General features: G+C 46.0%; 13 protein-coding genes. 11 read left to right on the forward strand and 2 right to left on the reverse strand.

The annotated features are described in order from the left end of the window. Positions 1-52: 52 nt before the first annotated feature. Entirely contained in the window at positions 53-1,759 is a 1,707-nt protein-coding gene (locus AB6D07_RS04405) for an L-lactate permease (RefSeq protein WP_017085042.1), read from the reverse strand. Between the two features lie 84 nt (positions 1,760-1,843). On the opposite strand from AB6D07_RS04405, the gene AB6D07_RS04410 reads away from it, so the two are divergent. The 11 genes from AB6D07_RS04410 to AB6D07_RS04460 all read left to right on the forward strand — a co-directional run bounded on the left by AB6D07_RS04410 (position 1,844) and on the right by AB6D07_RS04460 (position 16,547). Then, positions 1,844-1,972: a hypothetical protein gene (locus AB6D07_RS04410; protein WP_261879047.1), complete on the forward strand. Its 129-nt coding sequence runs from the start codon at positions 1,844-1,846 to the stop codon at positions 1,970-1,972. A 34-nt stretch (positions 1,973-2,006) separates the two neighbouring features. Then, complete coding sequence (locus AB6D07_RS04415) at positions 2,007-2,924, forward strand: LysR family transcriptional regulator (RefSeq protein ID WP_009846145.1); 918 nt, start codon at positions 2,007-2,009, stop codon at positions 2,922-2,924. An 11-nt stretch (positions 2,925-2,935) separates the two neighbouring features. Next, on the forward strand, positions 2,936-4,996 hold the full coding sequence (locus AB6D07_RS04420) for a prolyl oligopeptidase family protein (RefSeq protein ID WP_017102376.1): 2,061 nt from the start codon (positions 2,936-2,938) through the stop codon (positions 4,994-4,996). A 374-nt stretch (positions 4,997-5,370) separates the two neighbouring features. Then, positions 5,371-6,711, forward strand: a complete 1,341-nt coding sequence (locus AB6D07_RS04425; RefSeq protein ID WP_372091534.1) for a carbohydrate porin — start codon at positions 5,371-5,373, stop codon at positions 6,709-6,711. A gap of 647 nt (positions 6,712-7,358) precedes the next feature. Then, the gene (locus AB6D07_RS04430) at positions 7,359-8,366 is read left to right on the forward strand and encodes a LacI family DNA-binding transcriptional regulator (RefSeq protein ID WP_012601182.1); all 1,008 of its coding nucleotides are present in this window, start codon (positions 7,359-7,361) and stop codon (positions 8,364-8,366) included. Between the two features lie 18 nt (positions 8,367-8,384). Continuing rightward, complete coding sequence (locus tag AB6D07_RS04435; protein ID WP_017102379.1) at positions 8,385-9,632, forward strand: ABC transporter substrate-binding protein; 1,248 nt, start codon at positions 8,385-8,387, stop codon at positions 9,630-9,632. 66 nt (positions 9,633-9,698) lie between these two features. Then, positions 9,699-10,685 (forward strand): carbohydrate ABC transporter permease, encoded by a 987-nt coding sequence (locus AB6D07_RS04440; RefSeq protein WP_009846152.1) that lies wholly within the window; start codon positions 9,699-9,701, stop codon positions 10,683-10,685. Position 10,686: 1 nt separating this feature from the next. After that, positions 10,687-11,580 (forward strand): carbohydrate ABC transporter permease, encoded by an 894-nt coding sequence (locus AB6D07_RS04445; RefSeq protein WP_009846153.1) that lies wholly within the window; start codon positions 10,687-10,689, stop codon positions 11,578-11,580. 17 nt (positions 11,581-11,597) lie between these two features. After that, positions 11,598-12,947, forward strand: a complete 1,350-nt coding sequence (locus AB6D07_RS04450) for a GH1 family beta-glucosidase (RefSeq protein WP_029222814.1) — start codon at positions 11,598-11,600, stop codon at positions 12,945-12,947. Then, positions 12,947-14,038 (forward strand): ABC transporter ATP-binding protein, encoded by a 1,092-nt coding sequence (locus tag AB6D07_RS04455; RefSeq protein WP_009846155.1) that lies wholly within the window; start codon positions 12,947-12,949, stop codon positions 14,036-14,038. Before AB6D07_RS04450 ends, AB6D07_RS04455 begins: the two co-directional genes overlap by 1 nt. Positions 14,039-14,132: 94 nt before the next feature. Beyond that, the gene (locus AB6D07_RS04460; protein ID WP_032500582.1) at positions 14,133-16,547 is read left to right on the forward strand and encodes a GH36-type glycosyl hydrolase domain-containing protein; all 2,415 of its coding nucleotides are present in this window, start codon (positions 14,133-14,135) and stop codon (positions 16,545-16,547) included. A gap of 73 nt (positions 16,548-16,620) precedes the next feature. Here the strand turns inward: AB6D07_RS04460 and AB6D07_RS04465 are convergent, their stop codons facing one another. Next, positions 16,621-17,568 carry an aldose 1-epimerase gene (locus tag AB6D07_RS04465; protein ID WP_017102382.1) on the reverse strand — a complete coding sequence of 316 codons (948 nt, stop codon included), beginning with the start codon at positions 17,566-17,568 and terminating at the stop codon, positions 16,621-16,623. Between the last annotated feature and the right edge of the window lie 13 nt (positions 17,569-17,581).

Below are 17,581 nucleotides of genomic sequence, written 5' to 3' on the forward strand. Positions count from 1 at the left end.
GCAGTCGGGGAATTGAGTATTAACGCCAAGTGCTTTTGTAACGACTTATGGTTTACATAAGTGCGTCTGTCATTTTGAAGCCGTAGATAACCACTAGGCCGATGATTCCTGTCATCACCAAGTAGTAGAACGTTGGGATGATAGTCTTACGTAGTGTTGCGCCTTCGCGTCCTAGCAAGCCTACGGTCGCCGATGCGGCTACCACGTTGTGAATTGCAATCATGTTACCTGCTGCAGCACCAACGGCTTGCAGAGCAACAACCACAGCACTAGAGATAGACAGAGTTTGTGCTACTTCGAATTGGAACTGGCTGAACATCATGTTTGAAACGGTGTTCGAACCTGCAATGAAGGCACCTAACGCACCAACCGTGGCACTTAACGCTGGGAATGCGCCGCCGACTAGGTCAGCTGCAAAGTTGGCAGTGGTTACTGGCATACTTGCTAAATCAGCACCGTTCACGCCAGAGTTAATGAAGATACGAACCATTGGGATGGTGAACACCAACACAAAGCCTGCACCAATCAGAGTCTTGCTCGACTCACCAAAAGCTTTAGCCAGTGGTGTTGCGCTGCGTGATTGCATTAGAACAGCAACCAGTGCGACGAAGACCAAGATACCGCCAGGTAGATACAGAGGTTGAATCGCTGTGCTTACGCCTGTCTCACCAAGGATGTTGCTGAAAGAAAGGCTAACGCTCTTAAGCAGGCCTTTGAACTCAGGGCTCACACGGCTAGCAACTAGAGTGACAGCGAGCAGCACGTAAGGTGCCCATGCCATCGCCATGCTCATTTTCTTATGACCTTGCTTACTGTTTGAATGAGTGTCATCTAGATCGATCTTCAAAGAACCTAGCCATTCTGCTGGCCACTTGTCTTCACTCTCAAAATCCCATTTTGATTTAGGGACTAGGAAGCCACGTTTTGCTGCTGTTACAACAATAGCAAGGCCAACTAAACCACCAATCAGTGATGGGAACTCAGCACCGAGGAAAACACCCGTTAGTGCGTAAGGAATGGTGAAAGCGGCACCTGCGAACAGTGCGAATGGCAGGATATCAAGACCTTCAGTCCAGCTTTTGTTCTTACCGAAGAAGCGAGTCAGCATCATCGCCATCAATACAGGAATCATCACACCAACGCAGGCGTGGATGATTGCAACACTTGATGTGATCTGTTGTAGGTAAGCATCCCATGTTGAACCATTGGCAATCAGGCTTTCACCGATGTTGTGCGTATCCAAACCTTTGTTTACGCCAACAATGATAGGTGTACCCACCGCGCCGAACGATACCGGCGTAGATTGAATCATCATGCCCATCAGTACCGCAGCTAACGCTGGGAAGCCAATTGCAACCAATAACGGAGCGGCGATTGCAGCGGGTGTGCCGAAGCCAGACGCACCTTCAATGAATGAACCAAAACACCAAGCAATGATGATCGCTTGTACACGACGGTCTGCTGATATGTCAGTAAATCCGTTGCGGATGGTGGTGATAGCTCCGGTGTGTTTCAAAGTGTTTAATAAGAAGATGGCGCCAAACACAATCCAGAGAACCGACACGGTAATGCCGAAGCCTTGGAATACTGAAGCCAGCACGCGAGTGCTAGACATATCCCATGCGAATAGGGCGATAGCAACGGTTAATGCAAATGCCACTGGCATCGCTTTTTTTGCAGGCCAGTTAAGGCCAACCAGCAGAATCGCTGCAACAACTATTGGCGAAAAGGCCAATAAAGCTAGTAGAGTTTCACTCATGGGTACTTCCTCGTACTTGTTTTCAAACGTTCATGTTTGAAGTGAATAACACGTCATTAGTTTTGTAGGTGTAATCTGAATCTCATGGATTCAATTGTTGTAATTAGAGTCGCTTTATTTGTAACCGATGTGATTGCAAAAGCTGTTTTTGTAATTGTTTTGTTAATTTGGCGTGAATTTACCCCTTTATTTTTTATTGATATAGGGAAATAATGAAAATAATTAATTCCAAAATTGGCATAATCAAATGCGAGCAGACGATTTGATCCTGTTTTCACAGGTAGTAGAGTTGGGTAGTTTTAGTAAGGTGGCAGAACAGAATAACCTTACAAATTCGGTAGTTAGTAAGAGAATTGCGCGTTTGGAAGAAGAGATTGGCGTGCAGCTATTATATCGAACCACGCGTAAATTGACGCTGACCGAGGCGGGTAAGGCAATGTTACACGGAGCCAAAAATGTGAAGCAGGCGGCTCAAGAGGCTATGGACGCAGTTTCAGGCTTTGGTGAAAATGTCAGTGGTCATATCAAAATGTCAGTGCCTACTATCTCCGGAGATTTGATTCTCGCAGACGCTGTTGCCGAGTTTTGTAATATGCACCCAGGTTTAACGGTCGATATGTCTCTTAACAATCGATTTGTTGATTTGGTTGAGGATGGTCTCGACTTGGTCATTCGAACCGGTTACTTGGAAGACTCCAGCTTAATTGCCCGTCATATATTGGATTCACAATGGGTGGTGTGTGCCTCGCCGTCTTATATCGCTAAGAACGGTAAGCCGATGCAGCCCAAGGATTTGGTTGAGCACAATTGTTTGCAATACGCTTATCAAACGACAGGTGCCAGTGAGTGGCAGTTCTTACACAGTAAGGATGGCTGTACCGACAACGACAAATACATCGTACGCGTCTCGGGCTCTTTTTCTACCGATAATGCGACGGCATTAAGAAAGGCGGCGTTGGGCGGTCATGGGGTCGCGTATGTACCGCGCTGTTTGGTTTATCACGACATTCGTAACGGCCAGCTGGTGGATATCTTCCCTGATTTAGTCGGCAAGAAGCTCGGTATTTATGCGGTGTACCCCTTTACGCGCCAGCCACCGAACAAGATTAAGTTATTGATTGAACACATCAGAACGCGTTATCTGACGATTTCACATTATTTTTAATAAGGATCACGATGAGCTATTTAAAAGAGTATCAATATCCAGTCACCAACAAACAGATCGTCAGCGATGACTATTTTGGTCAGATAATCGAAGACCCATATCGCTGGTTAGAAGACGACAGAAGTGACGAAACCGCGCAGTGGGTGGCGAGCCAAAATGAAGTCACGTTCGATTACCTTGCTCAAATCCCGTATCGCGCAGAACTGCGAGAGCGATTAGCGAAAGCGCAAGACTACAAAAAGAGCTCACAGCCGTTTGTGCGAGGTGATTACACCTATTTTTATAAGAATGATGGACTGCAGAATCACAGTATTCTTTATCGTCAAAAAGAAGGTCAGTTGATTGAAGTATTCCTAGATCCGAACACCTTCTCGGAAGATGGCACTACATCACTGGGGTCGGTGTCGTTTTCTAAAGACTACAGCTTGGTGGCGTACAGCATTTCTGAGGGCGGCAGTGACTGGCGCAAGATCTTCGTGATTGATACCGAGACTAAGCAGCAGCTCGAAACGGAAATCACAGACGCTAAATTTACCGGTATTTCTTGGTTGGGTAATCGCGGCTTTTATTACTCTAGCTATGACAAGCCAGACGGCAGCCAGCTTTCGGCACGTACCGAGCAACACAAACTTTACTTCCATGAGTTGGGTACAGAGCAAGCTAGCGACAAGGTAATCTTTGGTGAGAGCAACGCTGAGCAGCACCGTTATGTATCGGGCTACACCACCGAAGACGACCGTTACTTGATCATTCTAGGGCGAGAGTCGACATCGGGTAATAGACTGTTCTATGTCGATTTAAATTCACCAGAACAAAAGCTGAATACGCTGATTGATCATGTGGATAGCGACACTTATCTCATCGATAACCAAGATGAGACCTTCATTCTATATACGAATCTTGATGCGCCTAATGGCAAGGTGGTGAGCTTTGATACTCGCGATGGGAAATGGCTCGAAATCATCCCAGAAAAGCCACAGCCATTGGATGTCAGTACGGGTGGTGGCTACTTGTTTGCTCACTACATGGTGGATGTGGTGTCTAAGGTTGAGCAGTTGGATTACAAAGGTAACCTAGTTCGTGACATTCATTTGCCTGGGCTGGGAACGGCCAGTGGCTTAGGTGGAAAAAACGAGCAAACTCAGCTTTATTACACCTTTACCAACTATGTAACGCCGCCAACGATTTTCTCTTTTGATGTTGAATCTGGAAGCTCTGAAATCTACCAACGCTCTGAGTCTCCGTTTGAGTCGGATCAATTTGAGTCTAAACAAGTCTTCTATACCTCGAAGGGTGGCACCAAGGTTCCGATGCTTATCTCTTATAAGAAGGGATTAGTGTTAGATGGCAATAACCCAACCATGTTGTACGCCTATGGTGGCTTTAACGTTAGCCTAACGCCTTCTTTCTCGGGGACGGTTGGCAGTTGGCTAGAACTAGGTGGCGTATATGCGGTGCCGAACCTGCGTGGCGGTGGTGAGTATGGTAAGGCGTGGCACAAAGCCGGAACTCAGCAGAAAAAGCAGAATGTCTTTGACGACTTTATTGCTGCTGCCGAGTTCTTAATTGAAGAAAACTACACCGGTAGCGATAAGTTAGCGATTCGCGGCGGTTCCAACGGAGGCTTGCTGGTAGGCGCTTGTATGACACAAAGGCCAGAGCTGTTCCAAGTGGCTCTGCCTGCGGTTGGGGTGCTAGACATGCTGCGTTACCACACCTTCACGTCTGGCGAAGGTTGGGCGTACGACTATGGCACATCCGCGCAAAATAAAGAGATGTTCGAATATCTGCTTGGCTATTCTCCGGTTCATAATGTGGTGCGCGGTACGGACTATCCAGCGACATTGGTGACGACCGCTGATCACGATGACCGCGTGGTACCAGCTCACTCTTATAAGTTCATCTCAGAGCTGCAAGATAAGCATGAAGGCGGTGCACCCGTGATGATTCGTGTCGATGTTAATACGGGCCATGGTGCTGGAATGCCGCTGAGTAAAGCTATCGATCTCACCGCTGATATCTACGCATTTACCCTGTTCAATATGGGAATAGAGTCCCTAGATTCAATTTAAAAAGTACTTAATTTTAGATAGCTGGGTATTTGAATTAGCCCCAAAAGCCTCAAAATCGGCCTTAGGTTTTGAGGCTTTTCATATTTACGAAAACCAATCAAATTTTCACCATATTTTCCTCGCTCCACCACACTCTTTTCCGTGATAGCCGCCACCATTACTGATGAAATGAAAGCGATTTCAAGCTGTATTGTTACGGCTTTTTACGTCTATCTATCTGATTGTAAATAAATAATATTATCTGGTGATAACTCTAAAAGTTTCATGGTATTTAGGCTGGTTTATCAGTGTGAACAGCAACTAACTTTTCAACGCTTTCATTGCTTAATATTTCCCTGTTCGATGAAAACTCAAAAAAATAATAGGGAATTACAATGCAAAAATTTAAGCTTTTGCCAATAACGGTCGCAGTGGCGGCTTCGCTTGCTTCACTCTCTTCTTTTGCTGCTGATACTAATATCGAAGCACTAGAAAAACGAATTCAAGAGTTAGAATCTAAGGTTGTTGATATTGATTATATTAACGATCAACAACCCGCGGTTTTAACGGCTGAAACTAAGGTGCCAGATGGCATCGTCTTCTCTGGTTATGCTCGTTACGGCGCTCACTACAAGAGCGGTGATGAGCGTTACGTAGACATCGGTACAACAGGTCGTTCTGTCGGTCGTTTAGGTAACGAAGCCAATGGTGGTGAGGTTCAGCTAGCTAAGCTATTCGAAGCTGACAATGGTGCGATTTGGGACGTCGTATTCATGGCCGACCACTGGGAAGCAGACGCTTGGGCTGACGATGGCGGCCTAAGTATGAAAAAAATGTACGCTGGTGTCACTAATGTATTTGAAAGCCAACCAGAACTTTACATGTGGGCTGGTCGCGACTTCCACCAACGTCCCCAACAAGGTTTGAATGATTACTTCTGGATGACACACGATGGTCAAGGCGCTGGCTTTAACAACCTAGATTTCGGTGGCGCTAAGCTAGATATGGGCTTTGTTGGCCAAGTGAAAGGCGGCCTCGTAAATGACAATGGTCGATACGCAATTACTTCTAAACTTCATTCAATTAACGCGGGTATCGGTCAACTAGACTTGTATGTGAACTACGGTTTTGCTTCAGATGAAGCGGATACAGCGAGTTCAACTAAATATGTGATCGACCAAAAAACAGGTCAAACGAAAAAAGTGGTAACAGCTGGTACTAAAGTGAGCGATGAAACGGCATACCTAGTAGGTGCAACATTAGGCCTGGGTGAGTCTAACAAGTTGGTTGTTAAGTACGGTGACGGTGCCGATTCATCGGTATATGACCTTAAAGGTGATTACCAGACTTTGTATGCAAGTGTTGAGGGTAGCTACGCTGCATCTGAACAGTTCATCATTGATTACTTAGTGTCTTACAAAGGCAACTCTGGCTCAGACTTAGATCGTGAGAATACTGAATACGCGGGTATCGTTCGTCCACAGTACCAATGGGATGATGTTCACTCTACATGGTTAGAAGCTGGCTACGGCATGGTTGATTACGATGACGACGGCGAAGAAAACGCGTGGAAGGTAACTCTATCTCAAAACGTTTCTCTAGGTGGCTTACCTTGGAGTCGTCCAATGCTTCGCTTTTACACAACCGTGGGTGATGTCGAAACTAAAGGCAACACTGTGAACACAACCAATGTTGATACATTGTCGTTCGGCGCAATGTTTGAAGCTTGGTGGTAATCACAAGCTAGAAAGAGCAGCTCTTTGAACTAGGCATATTTTCAAAGAGCGATGCTTTAAAATATCCATGCTTATTAAGAGTATACGTTGAAATACCTATGCTTTTAAAGAGTAAGTAATACTGTCCATTTAGCCCTAAAGGCAGATTGATTAGGGCACGTTTCAATTAACTCCATTCTTGGGCACATTTTATGTGCCCTTTTTTTCGTCTTGAATACCTGTTCTATCATTTGGTATTGCCTCTTCACTTATTCTCCATATCGTCTTCAATACCCCGTTTCATATTAATTTATTTCACACACGTTGATTTCCCCTTGTTAATTGTAATGGCTAAGTCGCATCGTAGCCCTTGCATATCAATAGGCTAGATAGGAGGAATACTAGACATCAATTGTATTGGATACGCCGATAGTTATGTTGAAACCCCTTCACTGAACTATAACTTTTAACAAAACTGACTAACTATGGATTCATGATCTCATGAAATAGTTTCATGGCGTGAAGTGAATCTGTAAGCGCTTTCATGATTTCCACAACTGGCCTTTTCACCTCCAACTTTAGTGTGATGACACTCACTTCAACCAAGACGCCTTTCTTTAATAATCGTTTTGTAAGCGGTTACAAGCTAATGAAGTATCGAGGTTCGAGTGGCAACAATTAAACACGTATCAGAACATGCAGGTGTGTCTCAGGCGACAGTGTCTAGGGTTATTAATGGCACTAGCAGAGTCAGTCATGACAAGAAATTAAAGGTTGAAAAAGCGATCAAAGAATTGGGTTATCGCCCGAACTCTATCGCTCAAGCCTTGGCTTCAAGTCGTACTGGTAGTGTGGGTGTTGTTGTTCCAGAACTTGGCGGCTCTTTCTATTCCGGCATTTTGCATTGCATAGAAGAGAACCTACGCCGCTTTGGTTACCACGCTGTAGTTACAGCGGGTTCGAATACTGAGCAAGGGCAACGTGAGTCTGTGGAGTTTCTGCTGGGGCGTCGTGTTGATGCTTTGATTCTCCATACTCAATTGCTCAGTGATGATTATTTAATTGAATTGGAAGAACAGGGGACCCCTGTGGTTTTAATTAACCGCTTCATCCCAGAAATGGCGATGAGTTGCATTGATATTGATAACGAAGTCGGGGGGCTACTCGCTACTCAATATCTTTTGCAAAAGGGACACACAGATATCGCGTGTATTACCGGGCCTTTAGATAAAGCAGACGCTAGGGGGCGTTTGCAGGGGTATCGAAAGGCCTTGGAAGAAGCGGGTGTGCCATACGATGAAGCCTTAGTCTCGGAAGCGGGCTTTACTGAAGAGACGGGCATCAGTGCTATGAAGAAGCTGATGAATCGTAAGTGTCATTTCACCGCAGTATTTGCTTCGAATGATCACATGGCATTTGGCGCCTTTGAGGTGCTTCATCAAGAGGGACTGTCTGTTCCGAAAGATGTATCACTGGTGGGCTTCGATAACACCATCTTCGCGCGCTATCTGACCCCTAGTTTGACCACCATTAATTTCCCAATTGAAGAGATGAGCATTGAAGCGGTGCAGCTCACTCTGCAAAAGCTAAAGAAAATAAAACATGACGTGAACTTTAAATTGCTGCCGACGTTGGTCACTAGAAACTCGGTATCGGATTTACCAGTTACCCTATAAAAATATTAAGGATAGAACATGAAATTTAAGACCTTAGCGCTTTCATGCGCGGTTGCTTTAGGATTAGGTACAACAGCTGTGAATGCGGCTGACAAAGAAATCCGTTTCGACGGTTTCCCTGATTTCGATAGCAGCCTGAAGGTATTACTGCCTGATTTCGAAAAGGAAACGGGGATTAAAGTTGATTACCTTATGAACAACCACGGTGACCACCACACGAAACTCACAACGAACCTTGCAACGGGTTCTGGTGCGGGTGATGTGATTGTTGTCGACGTTGAGAAAATCGGTCCATTCGTGGGTTCTGGCGGCCTAGTTAACTTGTCTGAAAACTACGGTGCAGATAAATACGAAGAGCGATTCGCACCTTACGCATGGGCACAAGGCAAAGGCGCTGACGGCGACATGTATGGTATCCCTGTCGACTTAGGTCCAGGTGTTATGTACTACCGTACCGACGTATTCGAAAAAGCGGGCATTGATGTAGAAAAAGCAATCAAAGATTGGGATTCATACATAGCTGCTGGTGAAAAACTGAAAGAGCAAAACGTACAACTTATCGCTTCGGCAGCCGACGTGGCACAAGCGATTATCTTCACGACCGTTCCTGAAGGTGAAGGTCTGTACTTCGATAAAGATGGCACCCCAGTGGTGACATCAGAGCGTTTTGTTCACGCTTTTGAAGTAGCAAAAGAGATTCGCGACAAAGGCTTAGACGGCCGCATCCTGGCTTGGTCTAACGAATGGTACGAAGGCTTCCGCAACGGCACATTTGCAACTCAACTTTCTGGCGCTTGGCTTCTTGGTCACCTAAATAACTGGATTGCTCCTGAAACTAAAGGTAAGTGGGCAGTCGAAAACCTACCTGATGGTATCTACGGCAGCTGGGGTGGTTCATTCCTTTCTATTCCAACTCAATCAGAAAACCCAGATGAAGCTTGGGCGCTTATTGAATACATGACGACGGATCGTGAAGTACAGCTTAAACACTTCGAAACGATTGCTGCTTTCCCAGCGAACATCACCACGTATGACGATGAGCTTTTCCAAGAAGAGATGGAATTCCTAGGTGGGCAAAAAGCTCGTCTACTGTTTGCTGAAGTGGCACAGAACATCAAACCAGTCTCTCCAGCACAAGGCGACCACGTTGCACGTTCTATTATCTTAGAGAACGCATTGATGGAAGTACTTGATGAAGGCAAAGACATCAAGACTGCGCTTAAAGAGGCAGAGCGTCTAATCAAGCGTCGCACGCGTAATCTTTAATTGGTTTTTACTTTAAGTAAGTGAGGAAGCGTGGATAACGCGCTTCCTTTTTAAGAGGTCGTTACTATGAATCATACAGCGAGCACAACGATAGAACCTGCGGACAAAAGCCTTTTTTCTCGTCTAAATTTGAAAGCGCTTACACCGTATGGATTTCTTCTGCCGTTTCTGATCATTTTTTCTGTATTTGGGATCTTCCCGCTGTTGTTCTCTGTTTACCTGTCGTTTCACGAGTGGAACCCAGTAAGAGGCATGGATGCGATGGAGTTCGTTGGTTTTGAGAACTATCACATTGCTTTAACGGACCCATGGCTATGGCGTTCATTGAAGAACACGCTTTGGCTAGCAATCACTTCAGGCGTGGCTCAGCATTTAGTCGCTATTCCAGTCGCTTACATGTTGGTTTCAATGGGTGACCGTATGCGTCACTGGCTAACATCGGCGTACTTTCTACCGTTCATTACATCAACGGTCGCAGCGTCACTGATTTTCTTCAATATGTACTCTCCTAACTCAGGAATTATTAACCAAACGCTGATGGCTCTGGCCGATAGCACGCTGTTTGGTTGGGCATTTGCTTGGGTTAACGATTTTCAACCAATCCGTTGGTTAGACGATGCCACTATGGTGAAGCCGTCTATCGCAATCATGGTTTTCTGGAAATACACCGGTTTTAACATCGTCCTTTACACCACGGGTTTAATGACGATTCCTAAAGACATCTTAGAAGCTGCACGTATGGATGGTGCCAATGCCTTCCGCCGCTTCTGGAACATTTCGCTACCAATGATTCGTCCATTCATCTTCTTTGCTATCACGATGACCATCATCGGTAACCTGCAAATGTTTGAAGAACCGTTCGTACTAACACGTGGTACAGGTGGTACTGGCCAATCTGGTTTAACTATCTCGATGTACCTCTACAAAGTGGGTTGGGAATGGCTAGAAATGGGCACAGCATCTGCTATCTCGTGGTTACTGTTTGCACTCATCGCGACTTGTACATTGGTTCAATTTTTACTCTTCGGTAAGAAAGGCTTAGGGGAACATTAAGATGTCGACATCAATTAAGACAAATACCTCACCACTAAGTGGACTGATACCAAGCGAACGCAGCATGTTTATTCTGACTAAGATCTTGATGGTCATGCTAGGTATCTTATTGGTTGTTTCAGCGCTAATTACAGTCTTTCCATTTGTATGGTCGGCACTGCTATCAACGCGTGACCGTTCTGAAATTTTCGGCACGGGCATTAGCTTTGCGATTGGCGATAGCCTGGCGATTAACTACGCCAAATTGCTTGAAATCATGCCGTTTTGGAAAGCGATGTTTAACTCGATTTACGTGGCTTTCTTAGGTACCACCATCTCGCTGCTGTTTTGTAGCATGGGTGGCTACGCGTTTGCTGTGTTTAAGTTCCGCGGTAAGAACGTGTTGTTCGGCATGCTGGTTGGCTCAATGGCGATTCCGCCTGTGCTTAGCTTGATCCCTTACTTCATGATCGTGAAATTCTTAGGCTTGTTGGATAACCACATGGCGGTATGGCTACCGTTCACCACCACACCATTTGGCATCTTCTTGATGCGTCAGCACGTGATTGCATCGATTCCAAAAGAGCTACTTGAAGCGGCGAAATTGGATGGTGCTGGTGAGTTCAGAACGTACTGGAGCGTGGTACTGCCACTGATGAAGCCTGCACTCGCAACATTGGCTATCGTGCAGTTCGTTTTCTTCTGGAACATGTTCATGCAGCCTCTAGTGGTGCTAAACAACCCAGATAACTATGTTATTACGCAAGCACTTCGAAGTGTTCAAGGTATTCCGAATACGCCATGGGGCGCGGTAATGCTAGGTACCACAATTTCTATTTTACCGCTCGTGATTACTTACTTGTTCGCATCGAAACAGATGATCAGTGGTTTAACGTCCGGCGCAGTCAAAGGTTAGGTTTAAGGGTTATAACAATGAATAAATATCAACTTCCAAGTGATTCAAAGTTACGCAGTAAGGAATTTGTATTCGGTGTCGCGACATCTTCATACCAAATTGAAGGCGGCGTTGAAGAGGGCGGTCGTACACCGTCTATCTGGGACACTTTCTGTAAGACGCCGGGCAAGGTCGATAACGGCGACAATGGTGATGTGGCGTGTGACCACTACCACTTATGGCAACAAGATATCGAGATGATTCAAGGCTTAGGCGTTGATGCTTACCGTCTCTCTATTGCATGGCCGCGCATCCTGCCACAAGACGGTGTCGTCAACCAGCAAGGTCTAGAGTTTTACGGTCAGATCATCGATGAGTGTCATGCTCGTGGAATGAAGGTATATGTGACGCTGTATCACTGGGATCTTCCGCAATACCTTGAAGATAAAGGCGGCTGGCTAAACCGCGAAACGTCTTACAAATTCGCAGAATACGCAGAAGTGGTGAGCAAATACTTTGGTGACAACATCGATGTGTACACCACGCTGAATGAACCGTTTGTGTCTGCATTCCTAGGCTACCGCTGGGGCGAACACGCGCCAGGTATCAAGGGCGAAAAAGAGGGCTACCTAGCGTCTCACCACCTAATGCTGGCACACGGTTTGGCAATGCCGATCCTTCGCAAGAATGCACCTCACGCGAAGCATGGTGTGGTATTCAACGCGACCCCGGCTTACCCGCTGACGCCACAAGATCAAGGGGCAGCAGATTACTGCGAAGCGGAGAACTACCACTGGTTCATCGACCCAGTATTAAAAGGCGAGTACCCACAGCTAGTGGTTGAACGCCAAGCGATGAACATGCCGATGATCCTTGAAGGTGACTTAGACATCATCAGTGCTCCGGTTGATTACATCGGCATCAACTACTACACACGCAATGTCGCTCGCTTTAACGAGAATGGCGACATCGAATCGGTGAAACAAACTGAAGCTGAACACACTTACATTGGCTGGGAGATCAACCCACAAGGTTTAACCGATTTATTGGTAAGACTAGATGCTCGCTACGAAAATATGCCACCTATCTACATCACAGAAAATGGTGCTGCAGGCAACGACGAGCGTGTTAACGGACAAGTGATGGATGACCAACGTGTTCGCTATTTCCAAGGTCATATCGAAGCGGTTCACAACGCGGTTGAAGCCGGTGTGAAAGTTGATGGTTACTTCGCTTGGAGCCTGATGGATAACTTTGAGTGGGCATTCGGCTACTGCCAGCGTTTTGGCATTGTCCATGTTGACTACACCACCCAAGAAAGAACATTGAAACAGAGCGCAATTGCGTACCGAAATATGCTGCTAGAGCGCGCTGAGGAGAACAGATAATGGCTAAAGTAGAATTTAAGAACATCAAAAAATCATTCGGTGATGTTGAAGTCGTCAAAGAGTTTGATTTTACGGTTGAAGACGGTGAGTTCGTGGTTTTCCTTGGCCCATCTGGCTGTGGTAAATCGACAACGCTACGCATGCTTGCTGGCCTTGAAAGTATCAGCTCGGGTGACATCGTGGTTGGCGGTAAATTGATGAATAAAGTCGACGCGAAAGACCGTGACTTGGCGATGGTATTCCAAAGCTACGCTCTGTACCCACATATGACGGTTTACGAGAACATCGCCTTTGCGCTAAAACTGAAAGGCATGCCTAAAGCTGAAATCGACGTAGAAGTGCTAAAAGCCGCAAAAATGCTAGAGCTTGACCCACTACTCAACCGTAAGCCAAAAGAGCTTTCTGGTGGTCAACGCCAACGTGTGGCAATGGGCCGTGCGATGGTTCGTACGCCGAAGGTTTTCTTGTTTGATGAGCCGTTATCTAACCTAGATGCAAAACTTCGTGGCGTGATGCGTGAAGAGATCAAACACCTACACCGTGAACTTAAAACCACTACGATCTACGTAACCCACGATCAGATCGAAGCGATGACATTGGCGGATCGCATCGTGATCCTGAAAGATGGTTATGTTGCTCAAGTTGGTACACCAACCGAGGTGTTCCAGCGTCCTGCAAACAAGTTTGTCGCGCAATTCATTGGTAACCCGTCAATGAACATGTTGGAAGCAAAACTGATTGAAAAAGAAGGCGAGTACTTCGTTGAAATCGGTGATGTTCATATCCCACTGCCTGAGCGCTTTAAGTCTCTGGCATCTAAAAACTTAGCGCTGCATTTTGGTGTTCGTCCAACAGACATTCACCTACGTGCCGAGCAAGTTGATCACGACCGCGTGCTGCCATTCCCTGTGAAAATCAAAGACAAGGAATTACTGGGCGCAAGCATTCTTCTGAAAACAGAAATTGGCGGTCAACCGCTGATGGTTGAAACCCAAGCGGCTGAAGTGGATGTAAAAGATCTGACGCTTTACTTGGATTTGGATGCATTCCACTTGTTCGATGCTCTAAGTGAGAACTCGCTAGCGAGCTAGCCAGTCCAATTTAAATCAGTCATTGAGCTGACACCAACCAACTTACGACAAATTGTTTTGGCTCCTCCTGAGTTGGGAGGGGCTAGGGATAGTGATGATGAAATTCGGATATTTTGACGATAAAAACAAAGAATACGTAGCAACTACACCGTGCACGCCGATCAAATGGTGTAACTATGTCGGCACATTAGATTTCGGTGGCATTGTCGATAGCAACGGCGGCGTACTACTGTGCAAAGGTGATCCTGCGCTCAACCGTATCACCAAGTACATTGCTCAACTGCCAAACTCAGATTTCAAAGGTTCGACAATGTACCTCAAGGTACGTGATGAAGCGGGCAACGTAGAAATATTCTCACCTTTCTACACACCCACTCTGAAGCCGTTGGATAAGTTTGAAAACCACACCGGTTTGTCTTACACCACCATCATTGCAGAAGCCTTTGGTGTGCGTTGTGAAGCGACTTTCTTTGTACCAAAAGCTGACCAAGTACTGCTGCAAGACATCAAAGTCACCAACATTTCAGACAAAGCACTGCACGTTGATGTGGTGCCTGTGTACGAATTTACACACTTCGATGCGCTTAAACAGCTACTCAATGCGGACTGGGTTCCACAAACCATGACGCTAAAAGCACACCAGCAAGAGTCGGGTCATACCGTGCTTGAGCAGTATGCTTTCATGAAGCGTGACTACGCGGTGAACTTGATGACAGCGGATCGCCCTGCGACGTCTTTTGATGGTGATCGCCAATCGTTCCTAGGTAATTTGGGCTACGGTACATGGGCAGCGCCACAAGCACTAAACAATGATGAATTAGGCAATACTGAGTGTTTACGTGGCGACAACATTGGTGCACTTAACCTGCGCCTAGGTTGGTTATCTCCAGAGCAGACAGAACGTACGATTGTACAAATCGCGCAAGAACAGAGCCTAGAAGCAGCATTGCCTCTGCTGGCTAAATATCGTGACCATCAAGTGGTTGATTCAGCTTTCGCTGAACTGGCTGAACATTGGGATGGTTACCTACAAGCAGTTCAGGTTGAAACGCCAGATCCTGCAATGAACTCAATGCTTAATGTACATAACCCACGTCAGTGTCACACCACCAAAAACTGGTCTCGTTACCTGTCTCTGTACCAGCTTGGCTATGGCGCACGTGGCATTGGTTTCCGTGATTCTTCGCAAGATACGTTAGGCGTAATTACTCACATGCCAGAAGAAGCGCGTGAGTTCATTGAGCGTCTGTTATCTGTGCAAAACACCAACGGTTCTGCGATGCATCAGTTCTTCCCATCAACGATGGAAGCGAACGCGGGTGACTCACGTGAAGAGGAAGATCGCCCTGATTACTACGGTGATGATCACCTGTGGATCATCTACGCGGTGACGCAATATGTGAAAGAAACGGGCAATGCAGACTTCTTGAACAAAGAGATCCCGTTCTATCAAAAAGACAAAGCGGGCAACCCAATCGAAACGGGAACGGTTTGGAACCACCTGTGCCGCGCGATTGAATTTACCTACACCAATACTGGCGAGCACGGCCTACCGCTGTTAGGTTTTGCTGACTGGAACGACACGGTGAACCTGCCAACGGGTGCTGAGTCGATGATGGTGGCGAACATGTACGGCAAAGCATTGCTCGACATGTTGGACTTGTGTGACCTGCGTGGTGAAGCGCAACTGACGGCTAAGTTTAAAGATCAGTACCAACAGATGCAGAGCACAGTCAATGAATGTGGCTGGGATGGCGAATGGTTTGTTCGTTACTTTGATGAGCAAGGTTTACCAATCGGCTCTCATAAAAACGAGCAAGGGCAGATCTACACTAACGGTCAAAGCTGGCCTGTTATCTCTGGTTTCGCGACTCAAGAACGTGCAACTCAAGCTCTAGATTCGGTTTACAACAAGCTGAATACAGCGAATGGCATTAAGCTTTCAACTCCTGGTTACAACGGATTTGATCCACAGCTAGGTGGTGTTTCAACTTACCCACCAGGTGCAAAAGAGAACGGCGGTATCTTCCTGCACTCTAACCCTTGGGTGATGATCGCAGAAGCGAAGATGGGCAACGGTGAACGTGCTTACGAGTACTACCGTCAAATCAACCCAGCTTCTAAGAACGACGACATCGATACCTTCGAATCTGAGCCTTACTGCTACCCACAAAACATTTTGGGTGATGAACATAAGCAATTTGGTTTAGGCCGAAATGCATGGCTTTCAGGTACGTCATCTTGGACATACGTTGCGGGTACGCAATGGATTCTGGGTGTTCGCCCTGAAGTGGATGGCTTGCTGGTGGACCCATGTATTCCGGCAGAATGGCCAGAGTTCAAAGTCCGCCGTCAATTCCGTGGTGCGACATACCATATTCATGTCACTAACCCGAATAACGTGTGTAAGGGTGTGGTTGAAATGAAGGTAAATGGTGACCTGATTTCAGGTAATAAAGCGCCAGTGTTTACCTCTGGTGAGCACACCATCGAGGTGATTTTAGGTTAACAAAGAGAAGGGCGCTTTATGCGCCCTTTATTGCTTTTTGGTTTCTCTTTAGTGTCGCTTTATTTTGGTTGCATCACTGTGGTTGATAGCTGGCTTGGCATTGCCAAGTAAAGGTCTGAGATTGGTTCGGGCTAAGCGTCAATAAGCCTATCTGGTTATTGAATGCATCAGCTGGGCAAGTCATTGGTTCTATTGCAATACTTTGTTCGCTAGTCGGCGTGTAAAGCTGAACGAATGGGTAGCTTGCATCTTGTTGATAGCGAATAGCGGCAGACGAATCTGAGCGTGTAAACGCAAGTTGGTTGGTTGTCTTGGAATCAAATTCAAAGCAGTGATTTAAGCTTTGATTGGTGAGTGAATCACCCAAAGACAAACAGTCAAAAGCCAGTTTTTCACCATTGGGTAGGTCGTTTTCGTGGATGACCTCAGAGCAAGGCGACATAGCGAGTCCACATTGTGCTAGCTCAGTGCCGAGTGAGAAATAAGGGTGCCAAGCATCACCAAATGGGAATGCAGAATCACCAAGATTAGAAACGGTCGTTGAGGAAGTGAGTTTACCCGTGATATCGATACTGAAGGTGACTTCAAGGTTGAACGCAAACGGGAAAGCAGGATGCAAAGATGACGTTTGATACTGCAACGTCACACTAGCGGATTCTTCGGTGGCTATGCTGTTTGTGATTGAAAAAGGTTGGTTGTAGAGCATGCCATGTACGGCGTGATCAGACCAAGGAAAGTTAGCTGGGAGTTGATGGTTTTGGTTATCGAAACTGTAACGACCTAAGTTTAAACGGTTTGGAAAAGGGAATAATTTAGCACTGCGGGAAAAGAACGGATGTTGGTTGATCAGTTCATCATAATTCTGATAGCCACAAATAAAAGAGAATGGACTGTTATTTACGGTATATTTATTAATAACAGCACCAAATCCATTGATTATTTGAAGTTCTATACCATGTTGGTGGTTTATTAATGTGACAGAGTCAATATTTCCAAATTTTTCATTTATAATTTTAAACATGTTGATGTCTCCA

Source organism: Vibrio sp. 10N.239.312.C11 (assembly GCF_041466065.1).
GTDB classification, from domain to species: Bacteria; Pseudomonadota; Gammaproteobacteria; order Enterobacterales; family Vibrionaceae; genus Vibrio; species Vibrio tasmaniensis_A.